This is a genomic window from Mesorhizobium sp. Root102 (assembly GCF_001425625.1).
Taxonomy (GTDB): Bacteria; Pseudomonadota; Alphaproteobacteria; order Rhizobiales; family Rhizobiaceae; genus Mesorhizobium.
On the sequence record NZ_LMCP01000033.1, the window covers coordinates 1 to 15647 of the forward strand.

Annotated in this window: 13 protein-coding genes and 2 pseudogenes; 7 read left to right on the plus strand and 8 right to left on the minus strand. The window is 59.6% G+C overall.

What is annotated here, in order from left to right:
- Nucleotides 1-109: 109 nt before the first annotated feature.
- From ASD12_RS22005 to ASD12_RS22015, 3 genes are all read right to left on the minus strand, one after another.
- Nucleotides 110-1075, minus strand: a complete 966-nt coding sequence (locus ASD12_RS22005) for an acetamidase/formamidase family protein (RefSeq protein ID WP_056591033.1) — start codon at nt 1073-1075, stop codon at nt 110-112.
- Nucleotides 1076-1347: 272 nt separating this feature from the next.
- The gene (locus ASD12_RS22010; RefSeq protein WP_056590986.1) at nt 1348-2022 is read right to left on the minus strand and encodes an ANTAR domain-containing protein; all 675 of its coding nucleotides are present in this window, start codon (nt 2020-2022) and stop codon (nt 1348-1350) included.
- The gene (locus ASD12_RS22015; RefSeq protein WP_056590996.1) at nt 2022-3179 is read right to left on the minus strand and encodes a transporter substrate-binding domain-containing protein; all 1158 of its coding nucleotides are present in this window, start codon (nt 3177-3179) and stop codon (nt 2022-2024) included. The genes ASD12_RS22010 and ASD12_RS22015 overlap by 1 nt, the downstream gene beginning before the upstream one ends.
- Nucleotides 3180-3605: 426 nt before the next feature.
- On the opposite strand from ASD12_RS22015, the gene ASD12_RS22020 reads away from it, so the two are divergent.
- The 5 genes from ASD12_RS22020 to ASD12_RS22040 all read left to right on the plus strand — a co-directional run bounded on the left by ASD12_RS22020 (nt 3606) and on the right by ASD12_RS22040 (nt 8583).
- The gene (locus ASD12_RS22020; protein WP_082525608.1) at nt 3606-4604 is read left to right on the plus strand and encodes an ABC transporter substrate-binding protein; all 999 of its coding nucleotides are present in this window, start codon (nt 3606-3608) and stop codon (nt 4602-4604) included.
- The gene (locus ASD12_RS22025; RefSeq protein ID WP_056591002.1) at nt 4604-5482 is read left to right on the plus strand and encodes an amino acid ABC transporter permease; all 879 of its coding nucleotides are present in this window, start codon (nt 4604-4606) and stop codon (nt 5480-5482) included. The genes ASD12_RS22020 and ASD12_RS22025 overlap by 1 nt, the downstream gene beginning before the upstream one ends.
- Nucleotides 5479-6258, plus strand: a complete 780-nt coding sequence (locus ASD12_RS22030) for an amino acid ABC transporter ATP-binding protein (RefSeq protein WP_056591005.1) — start codon at nt 5479-5481, stop codon at nt 6256-6258. Before ASD12_RS22025 ends, ASD12_RS22030 begins: the two co-directional genes overlap by 4 nt.
- Nucleotides 6259-6293: 35 nt before the next feature.
- Nucleotides 6294-7241, plus strand: a complete 948-nt coding sequence (locus ASD12_RS22035) for an arginase family protein (RefSeq protein ID WP_056591008.1) — start codon at nt 6294-6296, stop codon at nt 7239-7241.
- Nucleotides 7242-7320: 79 nt separating this feature from the next.
- Nucleotides 7321-8583: a M20/M25/M40 family metallo-hydrolase gene (locus ASD12_RS22040; protein ID WP_200953716.1), complete on the plus strand. Its 1263-nt coding sequence runs from the start codon at nt 7321-7323 to the stop codon at nt 8581-8583.
- 514 nt (nt 8584-9097) lie between these two features.
- On the opposite strand, the pseudogene ASD12_RS33415 reads toward ASD12_RS22040, so the two are convergent.
- Nucleotides 9098-10121, minus strand: a pseudogene (locus ASD12_RS33415) (transposase); the annotation flags it as partial.
- Nucleotides 10122-10501: 380 nt separating this feature from the next.
- On the opposite strand from ASD12_RS33415, the gene ASD12_RS22060 reads away from it, so the two are divergent.
- Nucleotides 10502-11026 carry a hypothetical protein gene (locus ASD12_RS22060; RefSeq protein WP_056591014.1) on the plus strand — a complete coding sequence of 175 codons (525 nt, stop codon included), beginning with the start codon at nt 10502-10504 and terminating at the stop codon, nt 11024-11026.
- Nucleotides 11027-11642: 616 nt separating this feature from the next.
- Nucleotides 11643-11836, plus strand: a pseudogene (locus tag ASD12_RS34660) (cell division protein FtsZ); the annotation flags it as partial.
- A 506-nt stretch (nt 11837-12342) separates the two neighbouring features.
- On the opposite strand, the gene ASD12_RS22075 reads toward ASD12_RS34660, so the two are convergent.
- The 4 genes from ASD12_RS22075 to ASD12_RS22090 are packed head-to-tail and all read right to left on the minus strand — an operon-like array spanning nt 12343 to nt 15283.
- Complete coding sequence (locus ASD12_RS22075; RefSeq protein WP_082525611.1) at nt 12343-13011, minus strand: amino acid ABC transporter ATP-binding protein; 669 nt, start codon at nt 13009-13011, stop codon at nt 12343-12345.
- A 40-nt stretch (nt 13012-13051) separates the two neighbouring features.
- A complete protein-coding gene (locus tag ASD12_RS22080) occupies nt 13052-13744 on the minus strand; it encodes an amino acid ABC transporter permease (RefSeq protein WP_082525610.1) in 693 nt (230 codons plus the stop codon).
- Nucleotides 13744-14418, minus strand: coding sequence for an amino acid ABC transporter permease (locus tag ASD12_RS22085; protein WP_056591024.1), 675 nt, complete (start codon nt 14416-14418; stop codon nt 13744-13746). The genes ASD12_RS22080 and ASD12_RS22085 overlap by 1 nt, the downstream gene beginning before the upstream one ends.
- A 58-nt stretch (nt 14419-14476) precedes the next feature.
- Nucleotides 14477-15283, minus strand: coding sequence for a transporter substrate-binding domain-containing protein (locus tag ASD12_RS22090; RefSeq protein WP_162252275.1), 807 nt, complete (start codon nt 15281-15283; stop codon nt 14477-14479).
- Between the last annotated feature and the right edge of the window lie 364 nt (nt 15284-15647).

Consider the following 15647-nt stretch of genomic DNA (forward strand, 5'->3'; position numbering starts at 1 on the left):
ACCGCGAAGAGAAGCGAGTGACCCGCGGGGCGACACGGTCCGAAAAAAACGCAACAGGAGCTTGACCTCAACAACCCCAATCAGAGAAGCCTGCTAGAACCGACTAGCATCAGATCAGGTAACTCTTCTTTATCGAAGCCCCGACCGTATATTTAGGATCAACCATGTTTCCCACACGCACGCCCCCCACCTGTGTGAGCAGCATGTAGGCTTCGATTTCCTCGAAGCCGTAGTCTTTCGCCATCCAATCGATCAGTTCACGATAGGCAATGCGGGCCGCGTCTTCCATCGGGCGGGCGGACCCGATCGTCATGATGGAATGCTCATTCTCCACCCGGGGCCATTTGATCGACCAGTTTTTGATCAAATCGACGTGCAGCGTAGTGACGGTTGGATGCTCTATGGCGACTCCGCCAAGTTCGCCGTCACCTTGCGCGGCGTGACAATCGCCGACGTAGAGATATGCGCCCGCCTTGTTGACAGGCAGGTATATGATGGCGCCGACCCGAACGTCGGGCAGATCCATGTTGCCCCCATAGTAGTCGGGCTGCAGGGAGGAGATCGCTTCGATCTCGGGAGATGTGCCAATCGTGCCAATAAATGGCTCGTAGGGGAGGACTATCTTGTCGTTCCATCTCGTCCCAGCAATAGGGTCGACATGGAGCTTTTTGACCCGCTCCGGTAATGGTGCCGTCAGCATGGCGGTGTTGTCCGTCGGAACAAGGCCGCCGAATCCCGGCATGATCAGCGTTGTTCCACATGGTTGCGGCCCCCGAGGTACGATGCGTTCGATATACACGGCCAGCACATCCCCTTTCTCCGCGCCTTCCACGTGGATCGGCCCGTTCTGCGGGTTAAGATAGGGAAAGTTCAATATCTCTGACGGCTTGTCGCTCTCGGACTGGATCTTGCCCTCGAAGGCGTCGTGCGTCTCGACCGATATCCTGGAACCGGGAGAGATCGACAGAACCGGCTCGGCATACGGGCCATATACGTAATGGTATTTGCCCTGGCTTGCTTCCGTGATTGAATAGGACGAGCCAATCTTGCCGCTTGCAACTCCCTTTGAATGCATCAGTGAATTCGTGAGCCACGCGTCTAGTTTCTGGGTCAAGGTCTGCTCCTGAATTTGTACTGGCGAGTTTCCAATGGAACGCGACGGTCCAACTCTCTGCCGTGCAGCGTCATAGGCTGTCGTGGCCGCTCCGTGCGAAGGCGACACAAGGCATCCCGCGCGTCATGCCGCTGCTCGGAAGGCACCGCTCTCGGTGGCGTGCCTGCGCTTTTGCACATGACATTCTTCCGAACTGGTCTTGCCGGGGCGGCCTCAATCTGGGGCGACATGCTTCAACTGCTGGCGCGTTTGGCGTCTGTTGCCGGGCACATGCCGATAAGCTGTTCGCCATCCAGCGGCCGCGGCGCTGGCGCGGAATCCATCACGAATTGCTCACAGTAGGTCTCGAGGTTCATGCGCATACGCATGCTGTCCTGCCGCAGCTTCGCGTAGGCCTCGTCATCGGTGATCGCGCTTTGCTGCATCAACGCGACGACGGCCTTGATCACCCACCGGCGCCCGCGCCGCCGCCTCTCCTGGTCCTCGATCCGCCACTCCATCTCGTGGCGCGCCTGGAACTGGTTGATGCCGAGAAACAGCGCAGAATAAACCGCCGCATCGTGGACGGGCTTGCCGAGGAATGCGGTGCAGCCGATGTTCAGCAGCCCTTTCAGCCTACCCGGCGTCCCGATGCCCACCAGCCCGATGATCGGAGCCGGCGGCGCGCTCAAATTCGTCGACTTGGAGAGCGCCGCGACGAATTCGATGTCGCTATCCACGAAAAGGACGTCCCTTTGCGGGTTGAACGAATCGAAGTCGGCATCCGTTATCGCGTCCGCATCGTATGTCTTGACGCTTCCCAGCCCGATCCTGGCGAGCGCGCTCTCCAGCGTGTCGGTCAGACTGGACTGGGAGCCGAATATACTGGCGTGATAGCCCTTGAAGTTCTGGATGAGATGAGGCGCCACTAGGTTACGATCCTCAATTGCGGAGAGGGCGATGCTACCGTGTAGCGCGGCGAGGAATCCACGAGATAGGGATCGGGACGTACCGGTCCGCTCGCCTGCTCCACGATGTCGAATGTCGATGCCTTGTTCGATCGTCCTATCCTGGGCGTGAGCCAGGAGTGAAAGGTTTGGGGATCGAGCCAGACTTCTCCCTGAGGAGCTGCGATGCGTTGCCTGACGGCGGCCTTCTTGACGAGCTTGATGTCATCTGACTGCGTATGAAAAATCGACCGCAGCAAAAGGGTCGTAGCAATATAGGCCGCCTCGGAATCCGCGGACGCGGCCGGACTACCTGGGAACGCCGTCGCAAGAGCGTCCGTGAATAAGGCGTTGGCGGCTGTCTTCACCGTCGAGAAATAGACGCTGGAACTGTAGTGCCCGTCGACGCAGCCGGCGCCGATCTCCTCCAGTTCGGGCTCCGACAGGGAGCAGCTAGCCACCGGCATTCGCGCGGGCTGGTCGATACCGAGCTCATCGCATGCCGCGCGGAACTGCCTGAAGAATGCGTAGGCGCTGCTTCCGATCAGATTGCTGAAAATGAAGTCCGGTCGTTCCGAAATGATCGTATCGACGATCTGCCGCATGTCGGTGTCGCCGATAGCGGCATATTTCTCGGCGAGGACGCTTCCCCCCTTGATCGTTATCGCCTCACGGAAAACCCGGGTGTTTTCCCACGCCCAAATGTAGTTCGAGCCGACGCAGAACGCCCTCTTGCCGGCTTTCGCCAGCATGTAGTCGAGCAGCGGAAGGATATGCTGGTTGGGAGCCGCTCCGGTATAGATGACGTTGTTGGACGTCTCGAACCCTTCGTAGTGGGTAGGATACCACAGCAGGGAGTCGTACTTCTCGAACAGCGGGATGACCTCCTTCCTGCTCAGGGAGGTGTAGCATCCGACAACATGGCGGACGCCATCCTTCAGCAGGCCTTCGGCAAGCTCGCCATATCTTCGAATCTCGCCTTCCGGATTGACGATCCTGGGCTCAATAACCAGGTCCGGGAATAACCGGTAGCATTCGGAGAGCGCGAGCATGGCACCGTTCAGCATCGTCTTCGTCACGACCGAATAGGATCCAGTCGTCGAAAACATCAACCCGATACGAACTGGCCTCGACGACATATAGCTGCTTCCGCCAAAAAAAAACCCAAAGGCCTGAAAAGCCTCTGGGCACCATTGCCACAGCCAACCGCAACTCGCGGCATGGCTAAATTTCAAACAACCGTTCCAGGTGTCAGTTCGGCATCCTTGCCACACCCTGAGGCCTATCATCGCTACAAGGCCGGAACGTTGTCAAGCGCGGTCTCGAAATGCGGAGCACGGCGCCGCCGTTTGCCTGCACCTCCATTACGTGCGCTCGCTCAGTTTCGGCTGGTTCAGTGGCTGCATGGCAAGCGATAGGAGCGCCTGGCGGGGTCGAATAAGGACCCTGCGACACGCATCCGGTATGCGCAGTTGACACCAGGGCATCTCTGAACCTATAAAAATCCAACGCTGAGCATCGAAGCTCCGAATAGCGTTCTTCCAATCAAGAACATTCCCACGGCAATGACGCCAAGCCGCTTGTGGCTCAAAACTTGCCGCGAGCAATCACCAGAGGCTCGACCGGGTCGCTGCGAGATCGCATTTGCGCGCCCGTTTCGTTGGACACAAAGGGAGATAGCATTGCTTAGCAAATCGATACTCATCGCCGCATTTCTGACTGCTGCCGGCTTCGCCGGCTGGGCATCGCCAAGCGCGGCGCAGGAAGCGAAAGCTAGCGCCGCTGCTGAAAAACTGCCGGCCGACATCAAGGCCAGCGGCAAGTTGAAATTGGGAACGTCGGCCAGCGTAGGCCTCCCTTGGTCCAGCATCAAGGAGGGCACAACCGATGAGTTCATCGGTTTTGACCACGACCTGACGGCGGCCATTGCCAAGAAGCTTGGCCTGACCCTGGAGGTCAGCAACATGGGTTTTGACGCCCTCATTCCGAGCCTCGACGCCAAGCGCGTCGACATCGTGGTTTCGGGCATGTTCGACACCCTGGAACGGCAGAAGAAGGTCGATTTCATCGACTATGCGATCGGCGGGTCCATCATGTTGCAGAGGACAGCGATGGAGAACGGGCCGGCCGAACGGGATCAGTTGTGCGGCTTCAAGGTCGCGGCCCTGCGCGGGTCTCTCGAAGCCGCCAATGCCGGTGACATCTCCGACAAATGCCAGGCGGCGGGAAAAAAGCCCCTCGACCTGAAGATCTTCCCGGATGCGGGCGCTGCCCTGCCCGCGCTGCTCAGCGGCCAGGTGGACGTGATGGTGGGCGACCTCGAATATCTGGCGCTGATGGCATCGGAACATCCTGACCAGTTCAAGACGGCCGGTGAAACGTTCAACGCCGGCGTGGCCGGAATGTCGGTGCACAAGGGATCTTCGCTCGGCCCGGCCGTGCTGGACGCCCTCAACGAGCTGATGCAGGACGGCACCTACGACAAGATCTTCACCCAGTACCACATGCCCGAAAGCGCGCACCTGACGAAGGCGACGTTCAACACGGCGACGGTAGACAAATAATGCAGCCGCCCGCCGGTTCGGTGTCCTTGAACTCGCTGACCGACGAGCAACTCGCGGGAGCAAAACTGCACCCGCGAGGACGGCCGGGCACCTGGGTCGCCGCATGCGTGGTGACCTTGGTTGCCCTACAGGTCGTCTATTCGATGGTGAACAATTCCGCCTTCGGTTGGGACGTCGTGGGGAAATATCTTTTCTCCCCGCAGGTCCTTACCGGGCTCGCGACGACGATCCTGCTGACGATTGCGTCCATGACACTGGCTTCGATCCTGGGGGTGGTCATTGCTGTTTCCGTCGTCAGCAGGAATCCGGTGCTCTCTACCGTAGCGAAGGGTTACATCTGGTTCTTCAGGTCAATCCCACTGCTGGTACAGATCATATTTTGCTACAACTTTGCGGCTCTCTACCCGAAAATTTTGCTGGGCATCCCATTTCTCAAAACCTTCTACGAAGTAGATACCAACCAGGTCATTACGACGCTGAGCGCATCCCTGATCGCGCTTTCCCTGAATGAAAGCGCCTTCATGGCGGAAATCGTCAGGTCCGGGCTCGCTTCGATCGATCACGGCCAGCGTGAAGCCGCCCGGGTATTGGGCATGTCTTCGTGGGTGACGTTTCGGCGGATAATCATGCCCCAGGCCATGAGGGTCATAATCCCCCCCATGGGCAACGATACGATCGCCATGCTGAAATACACCTCGCTGGTCAGCGTCATCGCATTGCCTGAGCTGCTCTATTCAACCCAGCTGATATCGTCCCGGACATTCGAGGTCATACCGATGCTGATCGTGGCCAGCGTCTGGTACTTCGTCGTCACGACGATCCTGATGTTCGTCCAGTCGAAGATAGAGACCCGCTTCTCCCGTTCGGTGGCGACATGAACGCCGGGGCAGAGTATCCGATACGGGCGCGTGGGATTCACAAGTCGTTCGGCTCGCTCGATGTGCTGAAGGGCGTCGACCTTGACCTCAAGAGCGGCGAGGTGCTTTGCATCCTCGGCCCCTCGGGATCGGGCAAGAGCACGCTACTCCGGTGCATCAACCACCTGGAGCGGCCGAGCGCCGGCCTTGTTCTCTTCTATGGCGAGCCCGTCGGCTATCGGCAGGTGGGAGACAAGTTCCTCGAGCTTCCCGAGGCGAAGGTCCAGAAACAGCGCGCGGCGATGGGAATGGTGTTCCAGCGCTTCAACCTGTTCCCGCATCTCACCGCCATGGAGAACATCATGGAGGCGCCGCTTCGCGTGCTCCGCATCAGCCGCCAGAAAGCCCGTGCCAGGGCAACGAAGCTCCTCGATCAGGTCGGTTTGGAGGACAAGGCCGATACCTATCCCGCAGCCTTGTCCGGCGGACAGCAGCAGCGCGTCGCCATCGCCCGGGCCCTGGCCATGGAGCCCTCGGTCATGCTGTTCGATGAGCCGACTTCGGCGCTCGACCCGGAGCTTGTCGGCGAGGTGCTGGATGTCATGCGGGCGTTGGCTGATTCGTCGGCCATGTCGATGATCGTCGTCACGCACGAAGTCGGCTTCGCGCGAGGTGTGGCCGACCGCGTCATGTTCATGGATGGCGGCGTCGTCGTCGAGCAGGGCACGCCGGACGAAGTGCTCGCGAATCCCAAGCACGGACGCACCCGTGCCTTCCTGAAAAGAATCCTGGAATAGCGACCCGTATCAGTCCGACCAACGAAGGAAACGCCATGTTACTCTCTCCAGCAAATCCGACCTTTCTGGGCTCGCAGAGTTCACAGGACGTATCTAAGGTCGATACGCCCTACGCTTTCGTCGGCATCCCATTCGGGCCTGTCTATGTCGGACGGGAGGTCTCCGCCTGTGCCGACGCGGCGGACGTGATTCGCAGGACGTCGCATGAGAGAAGCTATACGCGTTTCATGTCGCACTGGAATTTCGACCTCGGCGAGCCGCAGTTCGAGGACAACCGGCCGAACGTGACCGATATCGGCAACGTCGTCGTCGACCCGTATGACATCCCGAGGGTCAAGGAGAATGTGCACTCGGTCCTGAACCCTCTGGTCCGCAAGGGGGTCGTCCCGCTGGTCATCGGCGGACAGGATTCCGTTCCGCCGCTCGTGGTGTCCGCCTACGACGGCGTCGAGGACATCAATGTCCTGCAGATAGATGCGCATATCGATTTTCGCGACGAGATCTACGGTCGGCGGGACGGTGCCTCGAACACAATGCGCCGCGTGAGGGATTATGCTTGCGTGAAGGACGTGATTCATTTCGGCACCCGATCTATCGGTACCGCGCGGCGAGAGGAGGTCGAACTCGCACAGCGGATGGGCAATCGCATCATCACGGCCTGGCAGATTCACGACGACGGCATCGACACCCTCCTGAAAACGTTCGATATGAGCCGCAAGTGGGTTCTGACGATCGATTGCGACGGGATGGACCCGACCATCGCTCCCGCGGTGGGCGTGCCCGAGCCCGGCGGCCTGACGTTCATCCAGACGGCGAACGTGCTGAGATACCTCGCCAGGAAGAATTGCATCGCCGGCGTCATATTCACCGAGTTCCAGCCGGACAAGGACATCAACGGGACGACCGCGCTGACCGTCGCACGTCTGCTGCTGAACATCATCGGCATTCAGAGGGGGCCGGCAAAAGCGCCGGCCGGTGCGTGAGCCTGTCGCGATCCTGTTTTTTAAACGGCGGCGACGATGTCACCGCCAGATGTTCGGTTGCCAGGGAATTTATGGACAGATGAAAGAGATGCACGAACAACTCCTGAACTGGATCGACGAGGAGCGTGACCAGATCATCGGCCTCTTCCGGGCCCTCGTCAGGGAAAAGAGTCCCAATCCGCCTGGCGACACCCGATCGGCCTGCGATGTGGTCAAGCGGCATCTCGACGAAAAGGGCCTCGATTGCCGCGTCGAGGCGCCGAACCCGATCATGCCGAATCTCGTCGCCAGCCTCGATGGTGCCCGACCGGGCCGGCATCTGGTCCTGAACGGCCATCTGGACGTTTTCCCTGTTGATGCGGACGGGCCGAAATGGTCACACGATCCGTGGGGCGCGGAACTGGTTGACGGACGCATCTACGGTCGCGGAGCCGCCGACATGAAGGCGGGCACCGCTGCGTCGATCATAGCCTATTGCCTGCTGTCGCGCCTGCGCGGCCATTGGAACGGGCGTTTGTCGCTGACCGCCGTTTCCGACGAGGAGACGTTCGGCCCGTGGGGCGCCAAATACCTGCTCGACAAGTACCCCGACCTCCTTGGGGACTGCATGCTCAACAGTGACGTTTGTGGACCGGAGGCGATCGTCTTCGGCGAACGCGGGCCGCTGTGGCTGGAATTTACTGTCCAGACCCCGGGCGATCACGGCGCCAACGTCCACAAGAGCAAAAGCGCCACCAAGATCGCGATGCTTGTCGCCGGGGAACTGGAGGCCCTGACCGGAACTGCCGACGACAAGGAGTACGTCCCGCACAACATCAAGAACGTTATCGCGTCGGGTAAGGAGACACTGGACGCTTCGCTCGGCGCGGGCGCGGGCGACCTGATATTTCAGGTCACGCTGAACATCGGGGTCATCCGGGGCGGCACCAAGGTCAATATGATCCCCTCAAGTTGCGTTTTCGAGACGGATTTCCGCCTTCCGGTAGGCATGAGCAAAGCCGACCTTCTTTCCAAGATCGAGCGTATTCTCCAAAAGTATCCCGAAGTTTCATGGAAGGAAATTGGAGGGGCGGAATCCTCCTGGTGCGATCCGGATCATGAGATGGTCGGAATTCTCCAAAGAAATGTAGAGTCCCTGGGCAGGCCCCGACCAATGCCGATCATCGCCCTCGGGGCGACAGACACACGCCTATGGCGTTATCACGGAATACCGGCTTACGTGTTCGGCTGCAGCCCCAACGGCATGGGCTCTCAGGACGAGTATGTCGATGTCGACGAATTTTTAGACGTTGTTCGGGTGCATACCTTATCGGCCTTTGACTACCTAGCAGACAGTACATAGGCGATCAAATTAACTGAAGTCTGTCCATTCCCGCAGAATCGGGACTTCGTATTTCCACGCGAGAAGGTTCAGACGGACGTTTGTTGAAGATTACCATCATGCATCCATTCGCCTTTTCCTAAAATGGGACCGTACTTCCGACACTTGACCAGGTCAGGCGGGTTAATCTGACTTTTCGTTCGCCAGTGGATCACGGCGAAAACAATTGCGCCGCTGGGTGGATGCAATATCCTCGTGTCTCCACTGGTAACGGCAAACGTCGCCTGCTGCTGGTACTTTGCGTATTGCTGCTCGACTGCAAAGGGGCCGGAATGACAGCTCTCGAGCGGGAGGGGCGGGGAACCTGCCGCTCGTTCCGCCTTGCCCGTTCGGCCTGTTTCGACCATTGCGGAAGCTCGTCAGGGCAACGCCTAATGACTGTATCGCGCCACTCCGGACTGTCAATCGGCCCGCAATTGGGACCCTGGATCGGCGTGCAAAATTGGCTCTGACGCACTTTTGGTGATGATTGAACCTAGCCAGCGCCGATGACGCGCGCCTGAAGCAGGTCGAGCTTTCCTCGGCCATACATTTGGCGTTTCACGAGCTTGAGCTTGGTGATCTGGCCCTCGGTCTGACCGTTGGACCAGGGCGAGGTTATCGCCGCGCTGACGGCCGAGCGGTCTTTGAGAACGCCATTGGCGAACGAGGCGACCAGACTTGATCTGGCCCGCTCCAGCCAAGGTTCGAGATCGGCGAGAGTCTTCTTGCGGATCATGGCCGGGAAGCCTGCGACGATTTCCCGGGCCTCCACCAATAAAGGCACGCCGCCCTCGATCGCCGCCACCGTGACGGTTTCGGACTTAGAGAGGCTGTCGCGACCGATGGTCATTAGCCGCGCAATGGTTCGGGCCGAGGGTGCACGGCGCAGGGCGTCGCCATTCACTTGATCTGAATGCCGGCGACGTGTGGCCCACTCGGTGACGACACGCAAGCAACCACGGAACCCCTGGTTCTTGAGGCGCCGCCAGAGTGCTGTTGCATTGCGCTCCTCAGCCGTCCACTGGGCGTCGAGCCAAGGAAGATAAAGCTCCAGCGAGCTTTCTCGGACTCGAAAGACGTCAGATCGCTGGCCTCGCAGAACCTTGCGGACTACGCTGCGGCTATGGCCGGAGCGGCGAACAATCTCCTTAATCGTAGTCCCGTCCTTGGCCATGCCGAGGATGACGGCATTGGTGTCTTCCCGACGAAGGTCCTTCATATTGAATCCGCTCGGCGGCGGTTAGCAGTTCTGGATCAATCGTGGCGGCACCAAGCGCGGCGCGGATCAACCGCATGGATTTGCGAACTGCGTCGAGAAAGGCCCGGCTGGCGTTCTCCATTAAGTGCCAGCGGTCGGCCACCTGGATCGCCCCAGGCAGCGCTTTGGCGGCCGCAAGAGCGTAGCCACCGCCGCGATCGCGGGCGACAATGCCGATCTGGGGTTGGTCTGTGAGCCAGGCCTGGGCCGTCGCCGGCTCACGGTCAGGCAGCAAGGCGATGGTCTTGCGCCGCTCAAGGGCCTGGAAAGTCTTGAGATAGGTCGCTACGGCGTGCACGCGTGGCCCGAACGGCGTCCCCTTCGCCGCATCTGGCATAGCCGCGACGACCAGCGTGCCGCAGGACGGGCAACGGACTGCCAGACGCCGATGGCGCTCAATCAAAGGCCTGATCGCGGGAAGCTCAATCTTATCGTGCTCGCTGACGGTTTCGGCAGCAAGATCGCTCGATGGGCTGGCGCGGCAGCAAAGGCATTGGTCGGGATGATGATCGATGATGCGATCGGCATCCCCACTGATGGCGCGGCTGTGACCTTCATGACCCGCCTTGGCGCCGCCAGGCTTTGCCCTGTCCCGACGCGCCTTGCGGTCGCTCGAAGGTGGCTTGGACGACGTGCGTGATGTCTTCTCTGCTGCATCCGCAGCACCAGATCGATCAACTCTTCCTTTGTCCGACGCTGCAAATCAGTGCGATCCATATCCCCATAGATTCAGGGATTCTTGCCCCTGACAAGGGCGTGGGTAATTACCTCGAAGCGGATGCCGAAAGCGCCGCCGCCGAGCCCCTTGCGGCAGCGCACCGCTGCCCATGCTGTGGGAGGACGGATGATCACGCTCGCCATCTGGCGGAGCGGACAGGCACCGCCGAGCTCATTCTGGAACGACACCTCATGATCGCGCCGGCGTCTACATCACCCGGTACGGTATCCGTCGCCATGCGCGCTGGCACCCCGACCCTTGTCCCGCCGCACAAAGCCGCAAGCAGCCAGCCCGGCGATAGAAAGCACTGCAGCCTGTCCGACGGCTCCCGCTATCACGGTTCCGCCTTCCACCGTGCCATCCTTCGCTGTGGCCGCATCGTGAACGCCCTTCATCAGCCTGGCACCGACGATCCCGACCGCTCCTCCAGCCTACAATCCCTATAGCACCAAACCTACCCGCGCCTCCGTTCAATCCGGCTTGCAATGAGGTCCGACGTCCTGCCAGGTGGCTCCGTCGAGCATGCGGACCTCACAGAACCCTCCAGATTCCGGCCTTTTCGATTTCATGATTCTTTGGCGTGAGAGGAGATTCGCGCCATGGGATCAGCGGTCAAGATGCGGACGGACTATTCGGAAGCCGAGTTGCGACGGCTGGCCAAGAGTTCGAGGGATAGCAAGCAGAGCCGTCGGCTGTTGTCGCTGGTAGCGGTTCTCGACGGGATGAGCCGTGCCGCGTCTCGGGTCGAAAGGACGGATTCCGGTTTTTGCCGAGTGACGCCGGCGCAGCCGCCCATTCAATCATCGTGGCTGTGAGAAACCCTTCCGCGCCGCATCTCATCATCGACCCTCAGGGCCGATCGTAGAGTCTGCGATCTGACCGAGCGAGAAGCATTGACACTCTGCCCGCAAGGCCTGGCGACAACAGCCAAAAGCTCGACATGCCTGCCCATGCGACAGCATTCCCGGTCTGATTCCCTGTTCGTGGCGGGTATTGCCCTGATTCGTAAGCTCCTCGCTCGGTATCAAGCGTCGCGCCGGGTGCTGCAATGGAGAGTTGGCAGTGGTCGCGCAAGGTTTGCAGGGCGCGGAGTTCATAGTTGTCAATACCGACGCCCAGACGCTCGCCATGTCGAAGGCACCGCGGCTGATCCAACTTAGAGCCCATGTTACGGAAGGCCTAGCGCCGGATCGCTTCCGGATGTCGGCCGCGCGGCGGCGGAAGAATCCATCGACGAAATTACGGACCATCTTGGCCGTGCGCACGATCTGGTTGAGCCGGAACAGAAAGGAAAGTGCACCGGCGCCGCTCCAAATATGGATCAAGCGCATGAACGGCGAGACGAGGAAGATCGTGGAGCAGGCCGAGCAGCAGCGCATGGAGCGGCGGGTATCCTTCTTCGGAACCAGATGCGCAAGGCAATTGTGCTCTGGTTCGTCGACCGTACTCGCGCGCTCCAAATCGGCTGCTTACCTAGGCGGCAACGTTCCAAGCACACTTACGATTCCGATGAGCGTCGCGCTCAGCACCATTTCCGCAACCGTCCCCCTGGCGAGTTGGCGGGCGCCAGGCCCGTTGTTGGGGATCCTCGGGACGAACACGTAGCGATTCACGACGGCGAGCCCGACCGTTGTCGCGGCAATGAGGATCTTGGCGCCAAGCAATTGCTGGTACAGGGAAGCCGGATCGAGGGCCGCGCCGCGGAGGATGAACCAGGTGTTGGAGACGCCAGAGCCTAGCACGACGGCGACAGCCAGCCACTTCAGCGATGCAATATCTTGCCGACGAAATCACGCGCACGTTCATGTTTCGGATTTTGAAAGATTTCGTCAGGAGTTCCGATCTCCACGATGCTTCCCGCGGCCATCATCGACACGCGTGAGGACACCTCCCTTACGAAGGCCATTTCATGCGACACGATGATCATGGTCATGCCCTCGCTTGCCAGCAGCCGGATGCTGTCCAGCACCTCGTTCACCAGTTCCGGGTCCAGCGCCGAAGTGACCTCGTCCAGCAACAAGATTTCCGGACGAAGCGCGAGCGCGCGGGCGAGCGCGACGCGCTGCTGTTGTCCGCCGGAGAGCTGGTCGGGATAGACGTGCAGCTTCGCGCCGAGCCCTACCTTTTCGAGAAGCGCCGTGGCTTCACGCTCGCACTCCTCGCGCGGCCAACCCTTGACCTTCATCGGCGCCAGCATGACGTTGCGCAGCACGTCCATATTTTGGAACAGATTATATTGCTGGAAAACGATGGCGAGGCGATCCCGCAGACGCTTCACCGCCTGCTTGTCCCGGTAATTTATGATCTCGCCATTCAGCCGCACTTCGCCTGACTCGACCGGCAGCAAGCCGACCAGCGCGCGCAGCAGACTGCTCTTGCCGGAACCGGAAGGACCTATCAGGCTGACGATCTCGCCTTTTTCGACGGTCATCGAAATGTCGTTCAAGACAACGTGCTCGCCGTAGCGAGCCTTAAGGTTTTCGATACCGAGAAAATCCAAGGCGTTGCTCCAAATACAGCCCAAATCTGGCAAGCGGGTAGGAAATTGCAAAGTACAGGATGAGCGCCGCGCCGAAGCCAAGGACGGGTGAGAACCCTTTGTTGTTCATGACCTTGGCACTGTAAGTCAGTTCCACCACGCCGAGTTGCGAAGCCAGCGCGGAGTCTTTGATGAAGGAAAGGAAGAATGCGAATGTTGGCGGAAGGATCACCCGCCAGGCCTGTGGGATGACGATCAGAAAGAGCGTCTGGGCAAGCGTGAAATTCATGGCTGCCGCTGCTTCGCGTTCCTGGGAAGGTATGGCGTCGAAACCCGTCCGCACCACCTCCGACAAGAACGCAGCGCCGATGATACATGTGCTGGCCACCGCCACGGCAAACACCGAAATGTCGAGATTGAGAGCCTGGCACGCGTAGAAGACCAGGAACAGAGTGACGAGGAAGGGAATACGCCTGAAAATCTCGACGAACAGCACGGCGGCGGCGCGAAGGGGTAGCCACAACGGCCCCGTTGTCTCACGCAGCACGGCGATGCCGAAGCCGAAAATGAAGCCGAACACGCAACCGCTGATGCTCAGCAGCAAAGTGGTGAGCGCGGCCTGGAGGATGAACTCCAGATTGTAATAACTGAGGAAGCGGGGAAGCTGCCCGAATATCGAATGCATCAGAACAGCCTCATCCGGGCACGGAAGTAGTAGCGGCCCAGGAATACCAGAAGCACGTTGGCGACGAGCGTGATGGCGATGTAGAGGCCGGCCGTGATGACGAATATCTCGATCGAGCGAAACGTCTCGGCATTGAGACTGAGTGCGCGGCCGGTGAGTTCTTCGACGCCGAAAATCGCCGCCATCGAGGTGCCAAGCGTGATCAGGATATATTGATTGCTTAGTGACGGATAAAGGGTGCGCACGATGTGCGGCACGATCACATACCAAACCGACTGCATCTGGCTGAGGCCGATCGTCTCCGCGGCTTCGACCTCGTTCCTGTGGATTGAAAGAAACCCGGCCCGCTGTATTTCCGTCAGATAGGCGCCTGAGTTCAGGGTCAGTCCGATCAGCACTGCCTCAAACGGCGGCAGGATGATGCCGAACGAAGGCAGTGCGAAATAAAGAAAATAGACCTGCACCAGAGCAGGCGTGTTGGTGAAGAAGACGACATAGATATTTGCAATGCCCGCCAGGATACGGCCGCCAAACAGCTTTGCCATTGCCCCGAAGACGCCGATGATCATTCCGCCAAAGAAAGCGAGCGTGGCCAAGAGCAAGCTCAGCCACGCGCCACCGGCAAGGTAGGGCAAGCGGTCGATGACCTGCCCGAATTGCAGTGTGTAGTTCATCGCTCCCGCGCCCTAGGCCGCGGTTGGCGCATGACGCCCAAGGTGGCGCGGGCTGCCCTCAAAAGAACGGATCCGGCTTCACGGGCGTTGCCATCTCCACTCCATACCACTTCTTCCAGGCGGCATCGACAAAGCCCTGGGTTTCCATGTCGTACAAGGCGACGTTCAGCCAAAGGCGCAGACTGTCATTGCCTTTGTTCACGCCGGCACAATCCCAATAGACCGGCCCGATCGTGCCGGGGAGAAGCTTCCATTTGACGTCCGGAAAGGTCTTGATCTGTTCGCCGAAGAAAGAGGCGTCGGCGATGACGGCCGTCGCGCGGCCGTCGGAAACGGCACGGAAGGCATCGGGCCAGTCGGAAAGCTGCAGCAGCTTGGCATTCGGAAATTCTTGCTGGATGACCGGAATTGGCGTCGTCCCGCGAACCTCCGCGAAAGTCACCGAGGCATCGTTCATATCCGAAGGAGTTTTATAGGGCTTATCCTCCGTGGTCAGCACCGCATTGCCTTCGGTATTGATCGGGACGCTGAAATCCACGAGCTTGGCGCGGTCGGGCGTGCGCGTGAGGGCGCCCATGGAGATGTCGACCTTGTCGCTGGTAAGGAAGGGTATACGCGATGCCGGATCGACCGTCACCAGGGTGAGCTTCACGCCCAGCATCTCGGCGAGCTTGTTCGAGATATCGACGTCGAAGCCGGCCAGTTCGTTCTTGTCGTCGTACAGCGCCGTTGGTGGGTAGTTCGGGTTCACGCCAACGCGAAGTTCGCCAGCCGACAGGATTTGATCGAGCGTGCGAGCGTAACCCAGGCTCGCCCCGCTCGCCAGAATGACGCCAGTCAGCACAGACAATGCAAAGCCCTTCATATTCATTCCCCTTTTTTTTGAACTGATGGACCGCAACCGATCAACCGCCCAATCACCCTGCAAGACGAAAAGTGAGCGCGACTACAATGTCACGATCGAATATGCAGCAGGGCTCAAGCACGAGGAAGCGAATAAAACTCATGCCGATTATGAGGCATTTTCACAAGCATATGATGCCAAGCGAAGGCATCGACAGGGCGTGCTGGCTCGGCGTCTTGTCTTCCGTCCAGCCGATCACGAACACCAGAGCAATGACAGCTAGACTGGCCTCACGACACGAAAGTGCTGAATCTGTCCGACATTTGAGAACGTAGCAAGAACTCATGTCGCTGGGGTGCGTCGAAGCTTCGCCTTTTCAGTCTTG

Coding starts and splice junctions, on each gene's coding strand:
- ASD12_RS22040 (WP_200953716.1), top strand. CDS start 7,321: ATGAAAGAGATGCACGAACAACTCCTGAACTGGATCGACGAGGAGCGT.
- ASD12_RS22090 (WP_162252275.1), bottom strand. CDS start 15,283: ATGAAGGGCTTTGCATTGTCTGTGCTGACTGGCGTCATTCTGGCGAGC.
- ASD12_RS22080 (WP_082525610.1), bottom strand. CDS start 13,744: ATGCATTCGATATTCGGGCAGCTTCCCCGCTTCCTCAGTTATTACAAT.
- ASD12_RS22030 (WP_056591005.1), top strand. CDS start 5,479: ATGAACGCCGGGGCAGAGTATCCGATACGGGCGCGTGGGATTCACAAG.
- ASD12_RS22035 (WP_056591008.1), top strand. CDS start 6,294: ATGTTACTCTCTCCAGCAAATCCGACCTTTCTGGGCTCGCAGAGTTCA.
- ASD12_RS22015 (WP_056590996.1), bottom strand. CDS start 3,179: ATGTCGTCGAGGCCAGTTCGTATCGGGTTGATGTTTTCGACGACTGGA.
- ASD12_RS22025 (WP_056591002.1), top strand. CDS start 4,604: ATGCAGCCGCCCGCCGGTTCGGTGTCCTTGAACTCGCTGACCGACGAG.
- ASD12_RS22020 (WP_082525608.1), top strand. CDS start 3,606: ATGACGCCAAGCCGCTTGTGGCTCAAAACTTGCCGCGAGCAATCACCA.
- ASD12_RS22075 (WP_082525611.1), bottom strand. CDS start 13,011: ATGACCGTCGAAAAAGGCGAGATCGTCAGCCTGATAGGTCCTTCCGGT.
- ASD12_RS22060 (WP_056591014.1), top strand. CDS start 10,502: ATGTCTTCTCTGCTGCATCCGCAGCACCAGATCGATCAACTCTTCCTT.
- ASD12_RS22005 (WP_056591033.1), bottom strand. CDS start 1,075: ATGCATTCAAAGGGAGTTGCAAGCGGCAAGATTGGCTCGTCCTATTCA.
- ASD12_RS22085 (WP_056591024.1), bottom strand. CDS start 14,418: ATGAACTACACACTGCAATTCGGGCAGGTCATCGACCGCTTGCCCTAC.